The following is a 22,342-nucleotide window of genomic DNA, read 5'->3' as shown; positions in this document are numbered from 1 at the left end:
TTTCAAACTGAATGTATTACCCATTATCAGCCTTTATAGGATTACGATACGCAAAAGCCGCCAAAGGTAGTCACTTTATTGCCTTTATTAATTTATTTTCAGTTATTGGCATTGCTCTTGGACTGATGGCCTTGCTTACTGTGTTAGCCGTTATGAATGGCTTTGAAGCAGAATTAAAACTGCGGAATTTAGGTATTACACCACATATTTTGGTGCATCACTCAGATAAGACATCAGTAGAGCAGCGGGATTATACATTAATCCCCGAAGTAAGCGCGCAAGCAGAACAAATAGACTACGAAGGACTTGTGCAATCGCCCTCAGCTTTACAAGGTGTGATGATCCAAGGGGTTGAACCACAGGTGATGAACCAACATTCTGTGATCGCGGATAATTTATTAGTGGGTAGTTTGAATAACTTAGTGGCAGGGCAATATGGGGTTGTCATCGGTCATGCTTTAGCACGCAAATTGAATTTAACTATTGGCGAAAAAACCCGATTGTTTGCTGCGAAAAATAGTTTTTTTGGTCCTTTTGGTCGGACTTATAACCAGCGCTTGTTCACCGTGGTGGGTATTTTTAATATGGCCTCAGCCCTCGATGATAAGGTGGTATTACTTAACATTGATGATGCTGCAAAGTTAATTCGTTCCACCACGCCAGACGTCAGTGAAACTCGCTTGTTCTTAAACGATGCCTTTAATTACCTGCCTATTGTGCAACAGCTCAATGCTGAAGGGCTCAAAACCACGGATTGGCGTACTCAACAGGGGGCATTATTCGACGCGGTTAAGATGGAAAAAAACATGATGTCATTGATGTTGTTACTGATTATTGCGGTAGCCGCCTTTAACATTGTTTCGGCCTTAGTCATGGTGGTGACTGAAAAACAAGGTGATATTGCCATACTACTCACCCAAGGAATGACACGCGCCAAGGTAATGCAAATATTTATTTTCAACGGTTTATACAATGGTGTTAAAGGCACCCTGTGGGGCTTATTCGGTGGATTATTATTGGTTTTTCAATTAAATAATATGATTGAGTTATTTAATTTACCTATTTATTTAGGACCCAATGGGCAGGGGTTACCGATTCAGCTGGAATGGCAACAGGTACTTATTTTAGTCTCTACGTCTTTTAGCTTGTGTTTTATGGCAAGTTTATACCCTGCCTATCGTGCGGTAAAAATTGAACCGGCACGAGCGTTAAAATACGAATAAACCTTAGCGCTCATTAGCCATCAGTACATTGTTGCGTCCTGAATTTTTTACCTTGTACAACGCCTGATCAGCGCGATGAACCAAGGCATCTTGGTTTTGGTCTATGTTAGCAATAATAGCCACGCCTATACTGACGGTAATAGCATGTTTGGTAGGAAAGGTATAATTTGCCACTGCCTGACAGATTTTTTTGGCCACACTTATCGCTGTTTCATCGGTATTGGGTAACAGAATTAAAAACTCTTCACCGCCAAAACGGGCGACCATATCTGTTTCACGAATGGACTCGGTGATCAGATTCGCCATCTTTTTTAGTACAATGTCACCTGTCGCATGGCCGTATTCGTCGTTTACCCGCTTAAAATGGTCAATATCTAAAATAATCACCGCAAACCGAACTGCACTGCGTTTATAGAGTAAAAACTCATGACGCAAGGCCTCTGCCATAGCGAGCCTATTGGCAATACCGGTTAAGGGATCACGACGGGCTAATTCTTTGAGTTCAATATTGGCGGTTTCTAAAGCGGCGGTACGTTCTATTACTTTTTGTTCGAGGGTTTTGTTAATATCTGCTAGGGCATTTTCTCGCATTAACAAGGTCGTTGTCATCGTTTGTAATGATTGAGCAAGGCTACTGATTTCAGTTAATTTGTTGTTTATGTTGAAATTAACAAGGATATTGCCTTGTTGAATTTGTTTAGCCGTATTGGCTAACGACTCAATCGGCAAACTGAATTTACTGGCCAATTTGTAGACCAGTGCCATGCTAAATAAGGCGGCAAAGAGGCTTAGCCACAGTACATTTTTTAATAAATCCCTAGCGCTTAATAAGGCTTTGTCTGTTGGTTGACGCACCACAACCTGCCAAAATAACTCTGTGTCTTTGATAGTCTTTACTGGAATTTGACTGCTCACATATTCAATGCCATCTTGCCAAATAATGGGGCGACTTTGGCCGTTAAGATGCAATGTTTGCGGTATGTTAATTTTGCCAATACTGCTAAATGGAAACAATACTTGACCTTCGCGGTCAGTGATAAAAACGTCTACCCCACGTTCTATGGCATTTTGTGGCATGGTGGAAGCCAGCACTTCGCTGATCCATGACCAATTTGCATGGGTTGCCACCACGCCCAATAACGTGCCGTCACTTTTAAATACTGGCGCAGAAAAATCAACAAACCTTAAAGGTTCCGTATTGTCAGCAACGGTTAGTTTGCTGGCCAATAATACGGCCTCATGTAAATCGCCGAGGTAAGTTTGTTTAAGCCCTTGGACAAACCAAGGGCGCTGACTTACATCAACTCCTTCTAAGCGCCCCTTGCCCGATGCAACGACAATGCCTTGAACACTGGCAAAACCAATCCAGGCATAATGAGAGTAGGAATCTTGCATCAGATTTATCGCGTCACGCACGGGTTGCAAATTAGTGTCTGCTGACTCAAATATCTGTCGTTTGCTCAGCAAAATAATCTCGCGTTGTCGTTCATTGAGTGTGGCAGCCAACATATTGGCAGTTGAGCGCGCGATATTATTTAATTCTTCACTACTGGCAGAGGTTAACTTTTGTGAGGCGACATGGTAGATGACACTGACAAAACCAATACCTAAAACGATCACCAATACGCCTATTAATAAGGTTAATCGGTAACGAAAATTATGGTACCACTGATGCATTGGCGTACTGATAAGTTGATAAAACGACGACAAAAAATACTTTGCACGCAAATAGGGTTTTTTTCAATAGATTAAGGATGATTACTCGGCTTGTTTCTGATGATTTTACTAGATTTATTGGCATTCAGTTCTCCAAGTGATCGACTTAGGTATATAATGCCTAGCTGTTAACAAGTTTGGTTCCTTTCTATCAAGGTTAGGAGCACACATTATTAAGGTTTGTGTACATGGAAAAAACGTTTATTACCGCCCAGCAATTGCTTGAAGATTCATTTCGTGTTGCTGCACAAGTATTTGATGATGGGTTTAGACCCACTTTTATTATCGGTATTTGGCGCGGTGGTGCACCGATTGGTATCGCGGTTCAAGAGTATTTCGATTTTAAAAAAGTAGTCACAGACCATATTGCTGTGCGTACCTCTTCTTATTACGGCATCGACCAACAATCTAAAACCATAAAAGTCCATGGTTTACATTATTTGATTGAAAATGCCAATGCCGATGATACTTTGCTTATTGTGGATGATGTATTTGATTCAGGTCGCAGTGTTGAGGCCTTAATCAAGCAAATTAAAAAATTGTCGCGCGCCAATATGCCCCATGATGTGCGCATTGCTACACCTTATTACAAACCTAAAAACAACAAAACCGATCTAGTCCCACATTATTATGTGCATACATCTGAAGAATGGTTAGTGTTTCCCCATGAAATCGATGGGCTGACTCCCGATGAGATACTTCATGGTAAAAAAGATTTGGTTAATGTTATGCACTTACTAAAACAGTAATCGTGGCTAATTAGAATCTATTGCTAGTCATGACAAGGGCAGGTAACTGCCCTAATTTTGAGGTTTGTAATGAAAAACATCAAACAATATTTGTTATCCAAGCCTTTTTCTACCGAATCATTTCCTTTTGGTGAAGGAGTGAGTGTATTTAAAGTCAACAATAAGTTGTTTGCTCTATTGTCTTTAGGCAAGCCCGATCAGCAGCAAGCAGATAAACCTGCTTATTGGTGGCTAAATCTAAAATGTGATCCGCAAGAGGCTGTGATGCTTCGGGATATATTCCCTGCTATTATTCCGGGATATCATATGAATAAACTACACTGGAATACGCTCATTCTTGACGGCTCTATTCCTGTGGGTGAAATTGAACGAATGATCGATAACTCGTTCAACTTAGTGGTTAGCAATTTACCTAAACAACAGCAAAGCGCAATTCAGTTGCATCTTTAGTCAATCTTAGCCGCGTGGGTTCAGCCATTACTTGCTTACCGAAATGTCGCTGATAATTAATTTGAAAGGACTGAGATTTTTGTCAGCAATCAGAAAACCCAATTGACTGACATCAGCAAATTGTAATCGCGGAGCATTACTTATTATCCGACCTCTGAAACTGGCGACAAAATCATTGGCGTTAAAATCGAATTGCTGCCATTTATTATTACCTTTGGTCTTAAATTCAACCTTATAAGCGATACCATCCATTCTATCAGAAGTACGTAGTCTAAATTGATACACTCTGCCGTCACCTTTGACCTTAAAAGAAATTTGTTGTTGTTCTCCCATTTCTCGCATCAGTTGGGCCCGAACGGAAGCGAAGCCGCCGTTATTGGCCAAAGATAATTGACCAGTAAAACTCATTTCATTTTGCTCAATGGTCATTTTACTGTTGGATATGCCGCCCATGACTGAGTCGTTGACGATATACCATCTAAGATCAGGGACTAAACTTTCGGCCATCACGGACTTAATCGAAAGCATGACAAGCCAGCCGCAAACTACAAATAATTTCACTTGTCACCTTCCTCTCCATCTAAACTCAAGTTTGTTAGGGGTTTTTCTGGCTTGGCGTAGGTCAAGCGCGCTAAACGTTGGCTCCTATGGTAGCTGTCTAAACCCGATACACTGACTGTTTCTAGTGATTCAATATCAATGTAGCCATCCTTACGAATAGCCTGGTGATCCACCATAATATCGGTGATTTCTCCGATGACTAATTCAGTACCGTTAATCGCCAAATGAATAACTTCGCGCAGCTCAAGGGCATATTTCAGTTTGCTTTGCCTCACAAAAGGAGCAATGCAGCCGTCGATATATTCTTCTTCTAATCCTACTGCAGTGAATTCAGACTTATCATGGGCATAACGAGCTGAAGTTTGGTGGGCTTGCTGCCAAAAGCCTGCAGATACGTGATTGATAGTGTAGCGTTTAGTTTGCTGGATATTTTCAAAGGTGTGTCTGGGTACTGAATGTGGGCGAATAATCAACCCCACAAGCGCTGGTGACGCTCCAATATGAAAAACAGAACTGATTATAGATAAATTAGTCACGCCTTTGTCGTTGATCGTTCCAACCAAGTTTGCGCTTTTAAAACCCGATAAACTGTTGATCAGTCTGGCGCGATATTGACTTTCATAGTCTGTAATTTGCTGTTGGTTTATATGCATTATCTGAGATTAACTCGTAAACGTATTGAATGTAACTAGGAAGTAAACCCTTAAACGATTAATTTGTATTAAGAGATCGCATCATATTTTTAAAAAGGCTTGCGACTATCACTCAAAGTATAGCGCTTATACTGGTGCTGAAGACTCAGTACTTTGGCAGAGGGTAAAACCGGATAAGTCCAGCCAAGAGATGGCGGATAACTCTTCAGTAAATATTTGCCGTTCAAAATCTTCACATCTCTCAATGATCATTTTATCCAAAGAATATCTTTTGGTCATGGATTGACAATAAATCTGTGCTGACTTTTTAAGTCCGTTATGAGTACACCAATCGACTAATTCTTGGATAATAGGCGTTATCTCAGGTACGCCTAGTTCCCAATCATCTAAATAAACTAAATGGCCCCAAGATTGGTGGCTGAGTGCATTTGCTGTGGATTTAAAATCTTGCGCATAATTTTGAGCACACTCCTTATTCCAGCTCCCAGCAAGTCTAGCAACGATTATATTGTTGCTGATTTTCAAACTATAAGTGCCATGTGGCGGAAAGTTAAAACTCATAAAACTTGCTGTTTTAGCCTAGTGTGAATTGATTATAAGGAAGCTGATAAAAAACACAATATGCTTTAGTGTAGATTATTAACCGCTATCAATCGAGAGTACGTTTATAGCGAGTCATGGCAATTAATCCTACCGCTAAAGTAAACGCGATAATAGCTAACAGTTCATACTGAATACTGCCCAAATCGGCACTTTTAAGCATGACGCCGCGCACGATCCGCAAAAAATGGGTGAGTGGTAAGACTTCACCTAGCCACTGGGCCCATTGGGGCATGCCGCGAAACGGAAACATAAAACCCGACAGTAATAAGGAAGGCAAAAAGAAAAAGAAGGTCAGTTGCATGGCTTGCATTTGTGATTTAGCCAAGGTGGAAAAGGTAAACCCTAAGGCAAGATTCGCCACAATAAACAAGGCCACCGCAGCCAGTAAAAGAGACAAAGAACCAGCAAAAGGTACGTCAAACAGATAACGAGCAGCAAGTAAGATAATACCAGTTTGTATCGCCCCAACGCCTACATAAGGCATGATTTTACCCAACATGACTTCGAGGGGTTTAGCAGGCATGGCCAATAAATTTTCAATGGTGCCTTGTTCTACTTCCCGGGTCATGGCCATACCGGTAATCATAACCATCGTCATGGTGATGATTACCCCAAGTAGGCCAGGTACAATATTATATTGGGTTAATCCTTGGGGGTTATAACGTCGGTGAATGACTAAATCTACAGGGGAAAGGCCGACGTTTAGTTCACTAACAGCGCCTTTTAACTCGTGTCTTAAGGCGGAGTCGATAATAGTTTGCGCGCGGCTAATCGCGTTAGAAGAGGCTGAAGGGTCTGAGGCATCAGCTTCAATCAACAACTGCGGCCTTTCGCCCCTAATTAGCTGGCGGGTAAAGCCACTGGGAATGGTAATAATAAACGACACATCACCTTGAGCCAGCAGGGCATCAGCTTGTGCATGATCTGCTAGGTGGTGAGTCAGATGATAATAGCCTGAATTTTGCAGCCCTTGTAAAATAGTGCGCACCACAGGGCTTTGCTCTTCAGTGACTACCGCCGTGGGCATCAGTTTAGGATCGGTGTTGATCGCATAGCCAAATAACATCAGCTGCATCATGGGCACACCCAACATCATGGCAAAGGTCATGCGATCGCGGCGCATTTGGATCAATTCTTTATTCGCAATAGCCAACAATCGGCTAATGCTTGACAAAAATGAACGGCTCAGTGAGCTCATTGATAACTCCGTTTGTCTTGACCTGCATTGTCCATTAAAGCAATAAAAACATCTTCTAAACTAGGCTCAACAGCTTGCCAATGGATATTGGGCGTATGGCTTTGGATAGCGCTTAACAAGGCACTCTGATCATAACCACTGACATGCAGCGCCGAGCCAAAATACGCGGCATGGGCGACCGCTGGCTGAGCGCGTAATGTTTCGGCCGCCAAACGCACGCCTTCGCCGATAGCCTTATAAGTGAATAACTTTGCGTTACTAATGATGTCTTGCACCGTGCCTTGGGTAATGAGTTGGCCATGGGCGAGATAAACAATTTTGTCACAACGCTCGGCTTCATCCATGTAATGGGTTGAAACTAATACGGTTAAACCACTGGCCGAGAGGTGATGGATTTCATCCCAGAAATCCCGTCTGGCTTGCGGATCAACCCCAGCAGTAGGCTCGTCGAGCAGCAATAACTTGGGATTATGCATGGTGACTGCCGCTAAGGCTAAACGCTGCTTCCACCCGCCGCTAAGCTGGCCAGCTAGTTGATTTTGACGATGTTGCAATTGCAGTTTTTCTAAGGTGTTATCCACTACCGTGCGCCGTTTAGGGAGTGCATATAAGCGTGCCACAAAATCGAGGTTTTCGCGGATGGTTAAGTCGTTCCAAAACGAAAACTTTTGTGTCATGTAGCCGGTTAATCGACGAATTTGTGGTGCTTGTTTGATAATATCAAAGCCCAAACAATGGCCACTGCCTTCATCTGTGCTAAGCAAGCCACATATCATGCGAATAGTCGTGGTTTTACCTGAACCATTGGGCCCTAAAAATCCCCACACTTGCCCCTTCGGTAATTGTATATCAACTCCATTAACGGCTATTTTGTTGCCGAAGCGTTTGACTAAGCCACGCACATCAACGGCTAATTCTTGCTTGGTCATTAGCGACTCACTTCAACTGGCAGTCCGGGCCTCAGGGATATGTTTGATGCTTCCTTGCTTGGTAGTCGCGCTTCGACTAAAAACATCAGTTTTTGGCGCGATTGTTGGTCAAAAATAACCGGTGGGGTAAATTCAGCTGAGCGGGCAATATGAAATATGCGCGCCTCAATTGTGGCGGCGACACCATCAGCATTTACCTTAACCTTATCTCCAACATTAAAATCACTTAAAGCGGCCTGTGGCACAAAAAAACGCACAATAAGAGCGTCAGCAGGCAAGACTGCTATGACCGGTTTCCCTGTGCTGACAAATTCGCCTTGACGATAAAATAGCTCTTCCACTTGCCCCGCAACATGGGAGATAACATGGCGTTGTGATAAAAGATACTGGGCCTGGTCTAGATTAGATTGCGCGGCTTTTTGGGCTGCAATTGCACTGTTGGTAAGCTCTTGCCTTACGCCTAATTTGGCCACCTTAATACTGGCTTGAATTGTATCCAGTTTAGCGACGCTACTTTTATAATCGGCATCAACTTGAGATGATTTAGAGGCAGGGGCTAAGCCTTGTTCGACTAAGGCGTTCCAGCGTTTTTTTTCTGAGGCGGCAAATTGCATGGCAACCATCGCTTGATTCTCTTGAGCGGCCAGTTCTGCTAGTTCTTCTGCTCTGGCACCACTGATGCCATTGCGCTCTAGAGCTTGAGCTTGTTCTAGCCGGGCTTTAGCTTCTTGTACTGCGGCGCTTTGCTGTTGATTGTCCAATGCAAACGCGAGTTGATTGATGTTAATTTGCTCGCCTGCTTGCCATGGCATGTCCTCTATCCATCCTGCTTGAGGGGCAGCAATATAGACTAATTCAGCTTCAACATAACCGGTAAATACAGTTTGTTGTGGATCGACATTACAGCCAACTAAGCTGCTAATACACAACAGTACTATACTCAATTTGTGCCCAGCCCATGTGTTATGACTTATCATTGTTTGTCTCCGAATTGGTGCTGAGTATTAGCAATAAATACTGTGTATGCAGCTTAAAGAGCGCGTCAAGGTTAAGCTGGCTTTTTTCATCTTCACTGACTTCAAATACCATGCGCCACACCACTGAAAAGATAATGGGTGCCACAATCAAACGTGCTGTCATGGGGATATCGCTGCACTGCCATTCTTTTGATTCAACCGAGCGAGTTATCAGGGTTTCGAGTAAATTAAACATGCGTTCAAGCATCTGTTCACGATAAAATTTTACCAGTTCAGGGAAGGCCTTACCGTCGGCAATAATCACTTTAACTAATTTAGGTAGGGGAGTATCACGAATAAGTCCCGCTATGTTTTGCATCAAGGTTTGCAGTGCCTCAGCGCCAGTTTTAGTCGCTAGGGCATGTTGGCTGGTTCGACTGATAGTAGGGATCGCGACTTCTTCAATAAGGGCTTTAAACAAGTCTTGTTTATTGGCGAAATATAAATACAGGGTGCCTTTACTCACTTGGGCGTGTTTAGCAATATCTTCCATGCGCGCTGCGCTGAAGCCCTTGTTGAAAAATTCATTGAGGGCAGCATGGAGCAGGCTATTTCGGCGCTGATCTTTGGCGTGGTCTGTTGTGGCTCTTTGCATATTAAATAGGATTACTTTAAATAACTGACTGGTCAGTCATTTAAAATAGTCCTATTTACAGGTAAAAACAAGTAAGTTTTTATGCAATCAATTAGTTTTTAGAATCAAGATAATGTTTGTCGTAGAAAGTGAAAACCCAATGAGGTTTGTAGATGATAAGTAGGGTAATGGTCATGCCATTAAACATCGCTTCTGGGAACATCAATAGAGTCGTGATCATCAAATAGTTATCTAGCAGGTGCTGCCAGGTGTAAATCCCATCAAAATAGTAATAGCCACTCATCAACAGCATTTTTAAGCCAATAGTCAGTGCGCCTGGGATAAACGCACACAGAAATATATAGACAAAGACATTTCTAGGCAGCTTGTGAAAGGTCAAACTATAAATGCCATAGGTTAAGCCTATGGGTGCCAAGCAACTCACTAAGAAATTAATGCCCAGCATCGAAATCTGTTCAACGCCCACCAAGGTTAAACTGAGTAAGGCCATTAGACTGGCCAACATCGCCCACCTAAAGCCCAACAGTAAGGGCAGAGCAGACAACCATAAAAAATGCACCTGTGGAGAGCCGGGAATACCCGTTTGAATAGCCCACAATAAGGTGAGACATACCGCACTGCCAAACACTAAATGTTGGCATTGTTTGTCCTTAACTAATTGCTCAAACGCCAGCTTTTTACCAATAAAAAAACCGGCAATGATACTAACAAATAGAGCCACACTTTGAATGTCACTAAAATAGGGCATAGTTATTCTTTGATCTGGTAAACGGCCCAGATGGGCGCGTGATCAGAGGGCTTTTCAATGCCTCTGAGTTCATAATCAACGTCAGCCTCTAACAGCTGCTCATGTAAAACGTGGGTGGCTAAAATAAGATCAATGCGCAAACCTCGGTTGTCATTAAAACCCTTGGAGCGATAGTCGAACCAACTGAATTTTTCCGTTTGCGCCGGATAAAGATGCCTAAAACCATCAACAAAACCCCAATCAATCAGAGTGTTTAACCACACTCTTTCTTCCGGTAAAAAACTACATTTACCGGTTTGTAACCAGCGTTTGCGATTAACTTCGCCGATACCGATATCCGCATCGGTATGAGATATATTAACATCACCCATCACGATAACTGCCTCATCGGCACTATGGTATTGATTGAGGTAGTGCATTAAGTCTTGATAGTACTTACGTTTGGCTGGATATTTAGTTTCATGATTTTGGTTTTCGCCTTGCGGAAAATAACCATTGAGCACGCGCACGCTTTTGCCGTTCGTTAGTGGGTAATCCACCATAATCATTCGACGCTGGGCATCTTCTTCGTCTGTTGGAAACCCGTATTGAACATTAATGGCTGGCTGCTTGCATAACATGGCAACACCATAATGGCCTTTTTGACCATGAAAATAAACGTGATAGCCCATGGCTTCAACATCAGCGATGGGAAATTGTGGGTTATCCACCTTTATCTCTTGTAAGCCAATAATATCCGGTTGGTGTTTATCGATAAGGGCCTGAAGTTGGTGTAAACGAGCTCGGATACCGTTGATATTAAAAGAAACTACTTTCATTGCCTGACCTAAGTGAAATTAACAAACAAACGCACAGAGCGTAAACTGTCGCTATGGTAGCAAATAGTCGCGTAGAGCTGAATTAAATTCATTGAGCAAATTTGTCTTAATCGCCACAGTCACTAGCAGAAAGGCAAAGAAAATTAGTATCAAAATCAGAGACTTTGATACACTACAAAAGATAATAAACAACAACAAAAGACCTGATAACCCTATGTTGCATCTCGTTCAGTCAAATAAAATGGAAATCCTGGCTGACAGTTTGATTGACTGTTTAAGTCAACAAGACAAACAAGGTGCCTCTGTGTTTGTTGCCGACACTATCCTCGTTCAAAGCCCCGGTATGTCGCAGTGGTTAAAAATTCAAATTGCTGAAAAACGCGGTATTGCCGCCAATATTGAGTTTCCGCTGCCCTCTAGTTTTATCTGGAATTTATACCGCCAGCATATTGATCATCTGCCAGAGCAATCAGCCTTCACCAAGCCGAATATGACTTGGAAGTTAATGAGTTTGCTGCCGAAGATGTTGCAGCAAGCTGAATTTAGTGCAATCGCCAGTTATTTAGATAAGGCACCACTGCTCAAGCAATATCAATTAGCCCATAAAATTGCCGACATTTATGACCAATATTTGGTGTATCGACCCGAGTGGATCTTAGGCTGGGAAACAACTTCGTCAGAGCGTGGGGCAGATCAACAACAAACGAGCAGTGATGCTGGTCCCGATGAGAGCTTGCATCCATGGCAAGGCATATTGTGGCGCGCCTTGTGTGAAATGAGTCAGGGCTTAGGTGAGTCGGTTTATCATCGGGCTAATTTGCATCAACAACTATTAACAAAACTGGCTGAGCAGACTAATAGCGCTGGAGTGGCAAAACCCTTGTATGTGTTTGGTTTATCCGCGATGCCGCAGCAACAGCTTGAAGTACTCGATGCCTTGGCGATAAACCGTGATGTATTTGTTTTCTGGTTTAACCCCAGTCAGCATTACTGGGGGGACATTGTTGATGGCAAAACCATGGCGCGGGCTAACTTACAACAGTTAATCAAAAACCAAGGGCAAAGCCAAGAGCCTGATTATTTGCAAGCGGGTAATCCACTGTTGGCCTCTTGGGGCAAATTGGGCCGTGATTATCAAGATATGTTGCTGATGTTTGATGTGCAGCAGCATGATTATTTTGTCGATACTGAGCCCCATACAATGCTGGAACATATGCAGGCTGAAATATATGAACTGCAATTTAGGCACAGCTTTGACAGTTTAAGCCCCACTGAATTATTGAGTAATGGCCAAGACTTTCCAAAAATAGAAATCGCCAGCAGCGATCGGTCGATTCAATTACACGCTTGCCATTCTCGGGTGCGCGAACTCGAAGTATTACACGATCAACTGCTGGATTGGCTTGCCCATAATCCAGATTGCCAACCTGGTGATGTGATTGTAATGATGCCTGATGTGGGCGTGTATGCCCCGTTTATCGAAGGGGTATTTGGCGCCGCACCGAGTCATCGCTACATTCCTTTTGGTATATCTGATCGCAATATGAGTGAAGAATCACCGCTATTAAACAGTTTTGTGCAGTTAATGAAACTTGAGCAAAGCCGCCTGACCTTAAGTGAGGTAATGACATGGCTGGCGGTACCTGCGGTATTGCGAAAATTTGCCATTAGTGAGCAAGAATACGCTTTGTTGCAACATTGGTTAGCTGATGCAGGTGTGCGTTGGGGCTGGGATGAGCAGGACAAAAGCCGCTGGGACTTACCAGAGCAAGGGCAAAACACCTGGTTGTTTGGTTTACAGCGACTACTGGCAGGTTACGCCATGGATGGTGGGCAACTGTTGGCTTATCAGCAACAGAGCATTTCGCCCTATGGGGATATTGAAGGTCAACAAGCGGTCGCCTTAGGTAAGTTTTATCTCTTTGCTCAGCAGTTATTAGTGGTTTTAGCCTATTGTCAGCAGCGCGCCAGTTTGGCCGACAAAGTGGCGGGGGCAATGGATATTATTGATGCGATATACGAAAGTGATGAAGCTGAGGGCATAGAGCTGAGTCAATTACGGGAAGTTCTTGAGCAAATAGCCAGTCATCAAAGCCAATGTGATAGCCCCATCGATCAAGGGGTATTTGTCGCCGAAGTGGAGCAACAGCTTAATGAAAAAGGCGTGGGTCAACGGTTTTTGGCCGGCTATGTGAACTTTTGTACCTTAATGCCGATGCGCAGTATTCCGTTTAAGATGGTGTGTTTACTGGGCATGAATGACGCAGATTATCCGCGCCAAACCGTGCCTGTCGGCTTTGATTTAATGCGCGTATCAAAAGCAAAACGTGGCGATCGCTCGCGGCGCTTAGACGATCGTTATTTATTTTTAGAAGCCTTATTGTCAGCGCGTGAAACACTCTATATTAGTTATCTTGGCACCAGTCAAAAAGACAATACTGCATTAAGCCCGTCGATTTTAGTCAGTGAACTGCTTGAATATTGTGAGCAGGGTTTTGCCTTGGTGGGCGAATTGACACTGGTGCCTGACATTACCTGTAAAAACCTGCGCGCACAAATGACGACTGAGCACAGTTTGCAGCCCTTTGCTGACGATTATTTTATGGGTAATCCAAGACTGCCTAGTTACAACGAACAAGCCTCACAAGTGGCCTTAACTCGCCAGCAAGTCATTGAAATTCATCGTTTTAACGAGCAAGCATTACCTGCTTTGTACAGCGTTGAACATGAGCGTTTATGTATTGACGGTATGCCAGTGGATATCAGCCTAGATGAACTAATTCAATTTTTTATTAATCCTGCCAAAGCATTTTTTATGCAACGCTGGCAATGTCGGTTTAGTGGCCTAGGTGATGAATTACTCGACCAAGAGCCCTTTAGTTTTGATGGATTAGATAAGTACCAACTTAACGACAGGTTAATGTCGGAGTTAATTCAAGAACAACAAAATGACAGTCTAAACAAAGGTGATATTTGTGCTTACTTTGCCCAGCAGTTGCGAGCCGAAGGCCTATTACCGGTGGGCTACTCGGGCCTCAATGCTTTGCAAACTATTATTAATAGCAGTCAAGGTTTAGCCCAAGCCATGGCAGACCACGCAGCGGGGCACAAAGCCCGATTGTTAGCTATTGACCTGAGCTTGAGTTGCCAGTATCAAAACCAAGTAGTGCAGCTGAATATTCAAGGGCAAGTTGAGCAGATTTATGGCAGCCAATTGATTTTGTGGCGCAGCGGTAAACTGCGCGCCAAAGACCGCTTACATACCTATTTAACCTGGCTGTGTATCTGCGCGCAAGACAGTGAGGCAGCCATGCAGCAAGCGGTGTTTATTGAGCTGGATGGCAAATCTGTAAAAAGTTGGCCCTTGGCCCACATCAAACAACACGATGCGCTGCAAACATTAGCCGAGCTGGTGGCCTTGTTTATCAAAGGCCAACAGCAATTATTACCCTTTTATCCAGAATCCGGCTGGCAGTGGATAAGCAGCGGGGACAAACAAAAAGTACTGGATACCTTTAGTGGTCAAGAGGGGGGCTTTAACTTTGCGGAAAATGCCGAGCCGCATATTTATCGAGTTTGCCCCGATCTTAATGCGGTTTTTAATGAATTCTGCCAATTAAGTGAGCAAATTCTATTGCCCATTCAACAGTTGAGTGACGTGTAATGCAGCCACTTAATACCCTAACGTTTCCCCTACATGGTGCCTCTTTGATTGAAGCGAGTGCCGGTACCGGTAAAACCTATACCATTGTTAATTTGTATTTGCGTCAGTTACTTGGCCATGAATGTCAGGCGCTAAATGTTGAGCAAATTTTAGTCGTGACCTTTACCAATGCCGCTACGGCTGAACTTAAGGAGCGTATTCGCCAGCGCTTGCAAAGCGCATATTTGGATTTCTATCGCGGCAGCAGCGACGATAGTTTTATTCAAACCTTGTATGAGCAAATTGACAACAAAGCATTAGCGACTCAACGCTTGGCCTTGGCCAGTAAACAAATGGACGAGGCTGCCATATTTACCATTCATGGTTTTTGCCAGCGGGCCTTAACTGAGCATGCCTTTGAAAGCGGTGCCATGTATGAACAACAATTTATTTTAGATGAAAGTGAATGGTTAAAACTGGCGGTGGCTGACTATTGGCGCACTTATATTGTGACGCAAACAGCCGAGGTGCAATCTGTATTATTAGACATTTGGTCTGAGCCCGCTAAGTTACTCAGCACCTTACAACCGTTGCTTAATCGTAAAGCCGCAGCGCAATCAAATGTTGAGCTAAGCCATGCCTTTAGTTTGCATCAACAATATAGCGGGCAAGTGGCCAAGACAAAACGCTGGTGGCTAGAAAATGACTTGGCCAGCAAACTGAATAAAGGCCAATTAAAAGCCAATGTGATAGCTGGCAAACCGGCTAATCTGGCGCTGATGCAAGCTTTTTGTCAAAGCACTGAGCTGCATCCCAAATTTATTAAAGAGGGCTGGTTGTTATACAGCCCCGCGGCCCTTGCAAAAGCGTTGAAAAAGAATGCCACGTTACCGGACGCAGACTTTAGTTGTTTTGAGCGCCTTGCTGAATTAGAGCAAACAATGCTCAACACCTTTAAGCAGGCTTTTTGCCAAGACGCACTGCTGCGAGTTGCGCAAAATCTTGCGAGCCACAAAAGTCGATTACAATTGATTTCGCCAGATGATCTATTAAGTCATCTTGGTCACGCACTGAGCTCACAGCTCAATACAGACACTCAATCGAATTTATTAGCAGGTGCCTTACGAACACGTTACCCCGCGGTATTGATTGATGAGTTTCAAGATACCGATCCACTGCAGTACGGTATTTTTCAACATATTTATGGCCACAACAACACAACGGCCGAGGCGCCATGTTGGATCATGATTGGCGACCCCAAACAGGCTATTTATGGTTTTCGTGGGGCCGACATTTTTACCTATGTGCAAGCTAAAAATCAGGTAGCTGCCCAGCAACAATTTACCCTCGATACTAATTGGCGCTCAACTCCTGAATTGATTGCTGCGGTAAATACCCTTTTCTTGAATAATCAACAGGCCGAAAAGGCTAAAAAGGCCTTGTCGTTTTACCCTGTTAAAGCGGGTAAACATGAAGCAGGTTTGTTTATTAATGGCGAGCCTTGCACCAGTCTAGACTTTTGGCACTTGTGCTCTGAAAATGATAGACCTATCGCCAAGGGCCAGGCTCAGCAGGCACTAGCGCAGCATTGCGCCCAGCAAATTGCTAAGGTGTTAAGCACTGATAGCCATGTAGCCACCAGACCCGTGGTGGCCGGTGACTGCTGCGTATTAGTGCGCAATCGCGGCGAAGCTCAACTGGTTAAATTAGCCTTGCAGGCACAAGGTATTGCCAGTGTGTTTTTAGCCCGCAAAAGTGTTTTTGCCAGCCAAACAGCGCTGGATTGTTACCGGCTATTGTGCGCCTTAAGTCAGCCCAGTGATGACAGACAAGTTAAAACGGCCTTGTTAACCGAGTTATTTGCCAACCAAGCCAATGAACTAGATGCGCTCTTTAATAACGACAACGAGTGGCAGAACATAATTGCTTTGTTCCACCAGTGGCATCAAGACTGGCAAAAGTTCGGCCTGATGATGGCCATGAATAAAGTCATTAACTATTTCAAAATTGAGCAAAAAGCGGTCAAGCACTTTGCCGATGGTTTACGCCGTGTCACGGATTTACGCCATGTACTGGAGCTATTACAACAGCGCAGCTTAGAAGTGCAGGGCCAAGGGCAGTTAATGCATTGGTTTAGTCAGTGTTTACAAGAGCCTGATCACTACGCTGATATTCAACAATTGCGCTTGGAAACCGATGCTAATTTGGTACAAATTTGTACCTTACATGCCTCTAAAGGTTTGCAATATCCCTTAGTATTTATCCCCTTTGGTAATAGCTATAAGTCAGCGCAGGCGGCGGTTTTTCATGCTGAGCAGGGCCAATTGTTAGTGGATTTTTTAGGCTCGGACCAAGCCATGGCGGTGGCAGAGCAAGAACGTTTAGAAGAAGATGTACGTTTATTGTATGTAGCACTAACGCGGGCTGAATATTACTGCGCTGTGGGTGTTTGGCATAATATTAGTGACGATAAACGCCGCCGCTCGGCATTTTTAGAAACAGCCCTTGGTGCTATTTTGATGCCAGCCGGTATCGATGTTAAAGATGACTTGATTGCTACCCAGTTGCTCAGTTTAAGTGAGCAAGCCGCGATTGCTTACCATGCTTTTAATGCCACCGATGAGCAAGACCAAGCCTATTTAGTGGCTGCGCCGGTGGACTCACTAGACAGCAGCCCGATAGTGGCTGATTTGGTGGCACTGCAATTGGCTAAACCCATTGAAAGACAATGGCGTTTAACCAGTTATTCAGCCATCAGCCAACAGCAATCTCACCTCGAAATACTCATACCCGGTTTGGATGAAGGGCGTGACCAACCTGACGAAGACGAGCTGCTGATGAACTCAGAGCAAAGCCATAGCGCTTTTACCTTTGAAAAAGGCGCAAATGCAGGCTCGTTTTTACATGGTGTGTTAGAAAATATTGATTTTAGTCAAGCCGAGACCTTGCCTGAGGCGATTGCCCAGCAAAGTATCAAGTTTGCCATTAATGAAGAGTGGCACGACCTGCTAAATACCTGGTTAAGTGATGTACTGAAGGCCAATATTGCCACCACCCTAAGTAGCGCAGAGTTGAGTTTAGCCCAGCTTGATGCCAGCCAAGTTAAGGTGGAAATGGAATTTTATATGCCCCTTAAGCAAGTACAAGTGGGCGCGTTTAATCAGCTTATTAACCATTTTATGCCCCATTCACAGCGCCAATATGAGTTTGCCCAACTTAATGGCATGCTTAAAGGTTTTATCGATTTAACCTTTAGTTTTGATGGTCAATTTTATGTTGCCGATTATAAATCAAACCATTTGGGCCATGATTATGCAGACTATCAACTTGCCTCGCTCGAACGCGCCATGCAAGAGCATGATTATCATCTGCAAGCCATCTTATATACCTTAGCCTTGCATCGGTGGTTAGGGCAGCAATTGCCACATTATAACTATCAGCAACATATGGGTGGCGCTTATTATTTATTTTTGCGTGGCATGCACAGTGAAAAACCAGCCAGTGGGGTTTACCATTATTTAGCGGATGAAACGTTTATTATGGCCTTAGATAGTTTATTTAATGGTGAGCCTCTGGCTGACTTTAGCCAAGCAAAAACGCCGCTAAAACCTGGCAAAGAACAGCACGGCAATGAGACAGAAAAAGGACAGCTTGATTTATGGTAGGCCAAGAATTTGAGCACATTACAAGCCATCAAACTGCGTTACTCGCATTATTAAACGAGTTGCAAAGCCAAGCCCTGATCCGCCCACTAGACAAAGCGTTCGCGCTGTTTATTGCCCAAGGTTTAGGTGAGGTACTACCCGCCCAATATATTAACTTGGGGCTATTAAGTGCTTATTTGAGTGTGAGCTTAGGCGCACAGCACAGCTGTATTGATTTACATCAATTGGATCAACCCTTTGCACCGGTTTTTTATTTTGCCGAACAAACAGAGTTACTAGCCTACCTACAAAACTGCCCCTTAGTTGAGGTGGTGAGCCTGCCTTTTACCATCGCAAAATTAAGCGCGAATAAACCCATTGTATTAGACGGTAACAGTCTATACCTGCAACGCTATTGGCTATATGAAGGCGAGTTGGCTAGTCAAATATTGCAGCGCGCAAAGCAACAAAAAGCGGTTGATGAACAAGGCTCCCGTGCATTATTGCAGCAGCTTTTTAGCCAAGATATAGGCACCGATATTGATTGGCAACAGGTCGCGGTGTGTATTGCAGCGAGGCAGATGATCAGTTTTATTACGGGGGGCCCAGGCACCGGTAAAACTACCACAGTGACTAAATTACTGGCCTTATTGCAAGGTTTGGCGCGACAACAAGGCAAGGTATTATCGATTAAGTTAGTGGCCCCCACAGGAAAAGCAGCGGCACGGTTAACCGAATCTATTGCCGCCGCCAAACAAAAATTACCTGAACAACTGCAGCAAGACTTGCCAGAACAATGCCAAACCATACACCGTTTATTAGGCGCGAGACCGCTAAGCCCCTATTTTAAAGCCAATGCCGTTAAACCCTTACACCTAGACGTATTAGTGGTCGACGAAGCCTCGATGGTGGACTTACCCTTAATGAGTAAACTCTTTGCTGCCTTGCCCAATAAAGCACAGGTTATTTTACTGGGTGATAAAGATCAGCTCGCCTCGGTAGAGGCCGGTAGTGTGCTCTCTGATATTTGCGCTGCTGGGCTTGGCGCCGACAGGCACACCGGCTTAAATCGCTACAGCCTTAAGATGCAACAACAATTACAGCAAAGCTTAGGGCTTAGTGAAGACCATGTGCAGGCAAACCACAATATCGCGAGTAAAATCCAAGATAATTTGGTGATGTTACAAAAAAGTCATCGATTTAGCGCGCAAAGCGGCATTGGACAACTGGCTCACACAATTAACCAAGGCGCGATACAGCCGAGTATTAGGTTGCTAAAAGAAGCCAAAATGGCCGATATCAAGTGGTTAGAGCCAAAAGCAACGTTTGCTCAGGCCATGGTAGAAGAACAACTGCACAGCCTAGTGCTTAACCTTATGCCTATTTTTCGCGATTATTTTACCGCTATCAAACAAGGGGATTTAACGCGGGCATTTGCTTGCCTGGCCCGCCAGCAAGTATTGTGCGCGCAACGCAGTGGACCTTGGGGAGTGATGCAACTGAATAAACTTGTTCAGCAAGAACTCCATGCCCAAGGACTGCTTAATAACAGCGCCGATTTTTATGCCGGGCGACCAGTGATATTGACCCGTAATGATCACAACCTCAAATTGTTCAACGGCGATATTGGTATCGTCATGGCAGATCCTAACAACCCCACACTAACTAAAGTATGGTTCAACATGGCTGATGGCAAATTATGCGGCTTTTTACCCAATCGCATTCCGCCTCACGATACGCTATACGCCATGACTATTCACAAGAGTCAAGGCTCTGAATTTGAACAAGTCCATTTATGTTTACCACTAATTAACCAACACTCAAAGGGCAGGGGCCTTAGCCGCGAACTGTTATATACTGGCCTAACCCGAGCCAAACAACAATTCACCCTCTATGCTCAGCAACAAGCTTTGCAGATTTGTCTTAAACAACAATGTGTCAGGGGCAGCGGATTAGCTCAAAGGTTAAAATAGCTGGGGGTAAATAGTGCTTAGATACTAGAAACTAGGGACTAGATTCGAGATACTAGATGCGAGCAAAAGCAAAAGCAAAAGCTATTTTCACCACAGAGGGCACAGAGGACGAGACGTTTAGGGAGGAAAAAATAAACTGGAATATTGGGTAGGAGCACATGTTAGACGCTGCGAATAATCCTCCATATGTTGACCAACAAATAATGCTGGCAAATTCACCATTTATGGTTGATTTTTGCGACACTAATCGCATCCGTTACGGACGACACCGCTTAACGGCAGCTCCTGCAAGATTGCTTAGATAATTAGCTGTTAATTTTTGTGTTAGCACTTCAATAGTCATTTTTTTAGTATCAATATTTTTGCCTTGCCTTTCTCTGTGAGCGCGGCCTCTGTGTCGAGCAGCGCTCTGTGGTGAAACGTCTTTTTATTGTAAAAATTCATCATCAACCAATAGCTTTTGCGCACAAGCCTGAACTATCTTCTGCTTAAGCATTATTGTCCGCAAGCCAGTGTTATTAAGAACCGTAGGTATGACGACTCTCGACTAATGAGGTGTCTATAAACGGGAAAATGGACTCACCACACTATTACCTCCACGCTGTAAAATATGTGTGTAAATCTGCGTTGTACGTAAATCGGCATGGCCTAGCTGGTCTTGCACGGTGCGAATATCAGCACCAGATTGAAGTAGGTGGGTAGCAAACGAATGACGTAAAGTGTGAGGTGTTACTGTCTTGCCAATTTGCGCCTTTTTAGCCGCAAAACGAATGGCCTTTTGGATTGCTGACTCATCGATGTGATGACGCCGTAAGGACTGATCTTCAGGATCTTTTGATAATTGACGCGAGGCAAATAAATATTGCCATTCTAACGAACGATTGGCGTTTTTATATTTGAGTCGCAGACGGTGGGGTAAATACACACCAGAGTAATCGGGGTTAATTAAATCCGCGTTCAAATATTGTTGCACGAGGGTAACCTGTTACCGCAGCCCAGGGATGAGTTCATCAGCAAGGGTAACGACACGATGTTTGCCCCCTTTGCCATACCAAATTCGAATGGATTTATAATCAAAATCAATATCTTTCACTCTCAGTCTCACACACTCCATTAAGCGCAACCCGCTGGCATAAAGGATGGAAACAGGCAGTTTCTGTTGAGCGTTAGTGACCGCCAATAAGCGCCGCATTTCATCGGTGGTTAACACGACAGGCAGTTTCTGTTGCCTTGTACTTTTAACAAAGTTGAGTTTTACATTTAATGGTTGACGAATGATATCTCTATACAAAAACACCAAAGCATTTAACGCTGAAGCTTGTGTTGCAGCTGCAACATCAAGCTCTAATACTAAATGAGACAGGAAAGCTTCAACTTCCGTGTCGTGCATCAAATTAGGGTGTTTTTTCTGATGGAAATGAATGTAACTGCCGATCCATTTTAAATAACTTTCGATAGTTCGTTTAGCATAACGCAGCTTGAACATTTCATCTTTTATCATGTTTAAAAATATCGATTTGGCCATCTTAGTTTCCTTACTTTATAACTGGTTATTTATACAGCTATAGTAAAACTTCCGCATAACAGCAAGATCTTGGAACTTTTCCGTCTTTCCCCAGAACTACTTTTTTATAAAGGCAATAAATTTAACCTGTACAGTACCTTATAAGCTGTGTTAAAAAAGACTCATGGAAAAAGGCGGAATAATGCCGTGTTTAAACACGGAACTTTTCCGGATATTAATATTGTTGAACTAAGCCGCTGCGCGGAGCCTGCGTTTTTCCTGATGATGTTCCACACTTCTGAGTGGGTAATGTTGCCCA

16 protein-coding genes and 1 pseudogene are annotated in these 22,342 nt (G+C 43.7%); 6 read left to right on the top strand and 11 right to left on the bottom strand.

Annotated features, from left to right (window positions below):
- The first annotated feature begins 11 nt into the window (after window positions 1-11).
- Window positions 12-1,223 (top strand): lipoprotein-releasing ABC transporter permease subunit, encoded by a 1,212-nt coding sequence (locus tag ABKW31_RS11460; protein WP_348616498.1) that lies wholly within the window; start codon window positions 12-14, stop codon window positions 1,221-1,223.
- A gap of 3 nt (window positions 1,224-1,226) precedes the next feature.
- Here ABKW31_RS11460 and ABKW31_RS11455 read toward each other — a convergent pair whose 3' ends face one another.
- On the bottom strand, window positions 1,227-2,900 hold the full coding sequence (locus tag ABKW31_RS11455) for a diguanylate cyclase (protein WP_348616497.1): 1,674 nt from the start codon (window positions 2,898-2,900) through the stop codon (window positions 1,227-1,229).
- Window positions 2,901-3,127: 227 nt separating this feature from the next.
- On the opposite strand from ABKW31_RS11455, the gene ABKW31_RS11450 reads away from it, so the two are divergent.
- Complete coding sequence (locus ABKW31_RS11450; RefSeq protein WP_348616496.1) at window positions 3,128-3,688, top strand: phosphoribosyltransferase family protein; 561 nt, start codon at window positions 3,128-3,130, stop codon at window positions 3,686-3,688.
- Window positions 3,689-3,757: 69 nt separating this feature from the next.
- On the top strand, window positions 3,758-4,138 hold the full coding sequence (locus ABKW31_RS11445) for an MmcQ/YjbR family DNA-binding protein (protein ID WP_348616495.1): 381 nt from the start codon (window positions 3,758-3,760) through the stop codon (window positions 4,136-4,138).
- A 27-nt stretch (window positions 4,139-4,165) separates the two neighbouring features.
- On the opposite strand, the gene ABKW31_RS11440 is transcribed toward ABKW31_RS11445, so the two are convergent.
- From ABKW31_RS11440 to xthA, 9 genes are all read right to left on the bottom strand, one after another.
- Window positions 4,166-4,699 carry a CIA30 family protein gene (locus ABKW31_RS11440; RefSeq protein WP_348616494.1) on the bottom strand — a complete coding sequence of 178 codons (534 nt, stop codon included), beginning with the start codon at window positions 4,697-4,699 and terminating at the stop codon, window positions 4,166-4,168.
- Entirely contained in the window at window positions 4,696-5,352 is a 657-nt protein-coding gene (locus ABKW31_RS11435; RefSeq protein ID WP_348616493.1) for a flavin reductase, read from the bottom strand. The genes ABKW31_RS11440 and ABKW31_RS11435 overlap by 4 nt, the downstream gene beginning before the upstream one ends.
- A 126-nt stretch (window positions 5,353-5,478) precedes the next feature.
- Window positions 5,479-5,913: a hypothetical protein gene (locus ABKW31_RS11430; protein WP_348616492.1), complete on the bottom strand. Its 435-nt coding sequence runs from the start codon at window positions 5,911-5,913 to the stop codon at window positions 5,479-5,481.
- An 88-nt stretch (window positions 5,914-6,001) separates the two neighbouring features.
- Window positions 6,002-7,153: an ABC transporter permease gene (locus ABKW31_RS11425; RefSeq protein WP_348616491.1), complete on the bottom strand. Its 1,152-nt coding sequence runs from the start codon at window positions 7,151-7,153 to the stop codon at window positions 6,002-6,004.
- Window positions 7,150-8,082, bottom strand: coding sequence for an ABC transporter ATP-binding protein (locus ABKW31_RS11420; RefSeq protein WP_348616490.1), 933 nt, complete (start codon window positions 8,080-8,082; stop codon window positions 7,150-7,152). The genes ABKW31_RS11425 and ABKW31_RS11420 overlap by 4 nt, the downstream gene beginning before the upstream one ends.
- A complete protein-coding gene (locus ABKW31_RS11415; protein ID WP_348616489.1) occupies window positions 8,082-9,059 on the bottom strand; it encodes an HlyD family efflux transporter periplasmic adaptor subunit in 978 nt (325 codons plus the stop codon). The genes ABKW31_RS11420 and ABKW31_RS11415 overlap by 1 nt, the downstream gene beginning before the upstream one ends.
- Window positions 9,046-9,693 carry a TetR/AcrR family transcriptional regulator gene (locus ABKW31_RS11410; protein ID WP_348616488.1) on the bottom strand — a complete coding sequence of 216 codons (648 nt, stop codon included), beginning with the start codon at window positions 9,691-9,693 and terminating at the stop codon, window positions 9,046-9,048. The genes ABKW31_RS11415 and ABKW31_RS11410 overlap by 14 nt, the downstream gene beginning before the upstream one ends.
- A 91-nt stretch (window positions 9,694-9,784) precedes the next feature.
- The gene (locus tag ABKW31_RS11405) at window positions 9,785-10,441 is read right to left on the bottom strand and encodes an energy-coupling factor ABC transporter permease (protein ID WP_348616487.1); all 657 of its coding nucleotides are present in this window, start codon (window positions 10,439-10,441) and stop codon (window positions 9,785-9,787) included.
- Window positions 10,442-10,443: 2 nt separating this feature from the next.
- Complete coding sequence (gene xthA, locus ABKW31_RS11400; protein ID WP_348616486.1) at window positions 10,444-11,259, bottom strand: exodeoxyribonuclease III; 816 nt, start codon at window positions 11,257-11,259, stop codon at window positions 10,444-10,446.
- 214 nt (window positions 11,260-11,473) lie between these two features.
- On the opposite strand from xthA, the gene recC reads away from it, so the two are divergent.
- From recC to recD, 3 genes are read left to right on the top strand one after another with little or no spacing between them, the layout of a single operon-like run.
- Complete coding sequence (gene recC, locus ABKW31_RS11395) at window positions 11,474-14,923, top strand: exodeoxyribonuclease V subunit gamma (RefSeq protein ID WP_348616485.1); 3,450 nt, start codon at window positions 11,474-11,476, stop codon at window positions 14,921-14,923.
- The gene (gene recB, locus ABKW31_RS11390) at window positions 14,923-18,567 is read left to right on the top strand and encodes an exodeoxyribonuclease V subunit beta (protein ID WP_348616484.1); all 3,645 of its coding nucleotides are present in this window, start codon (window positions 14,923-14,925) and stop codon (window positions 18,565-18,567) included. Before recC ends, recB begins: the two co-directional genes overlap by 1 nt.
- A complete protein-coding gene (gene recD / locus ABKW31_RS11385) occupies window positions 18,561-20,519 on the top strand; it encodes an exodeoxyribonuclease V subunit alpha (protein ID WP_348616483.1) in 1,959 nt (652 codons plus the stop codon). The genes recB and recD overlap by 7 nt, the downstream gene beginning before the upstream one ends.
- 559 nt (window positions 20,520-21,078) lie before the next feature.
- Here recD and ABKW31_RS11380 read toward each other — a convergent pair.
- A pseudogene (locus tag ABKW31_RS11380) lies at window positions 21,079-22,044 on the bottom strand (integron integrase).
- Window positions 22,045-22,342 lie beyond the last annotated feature (298 nt).

It is taken from the genome of Paraglaciecola sp. 25GB23A (genome assembly GCF_040012495.1).
Classification (GTDB): domain Bacteria; phylum Pseudomonadota; class Gammaproteobacteria; order Enterobacterales; family Alteromonadaceae; genus Paraglaciecola.
Note: the sequence above shows the minus strand (reverse complement) of the source record. Positions and strands in the feature narration are given on the sequence as shown.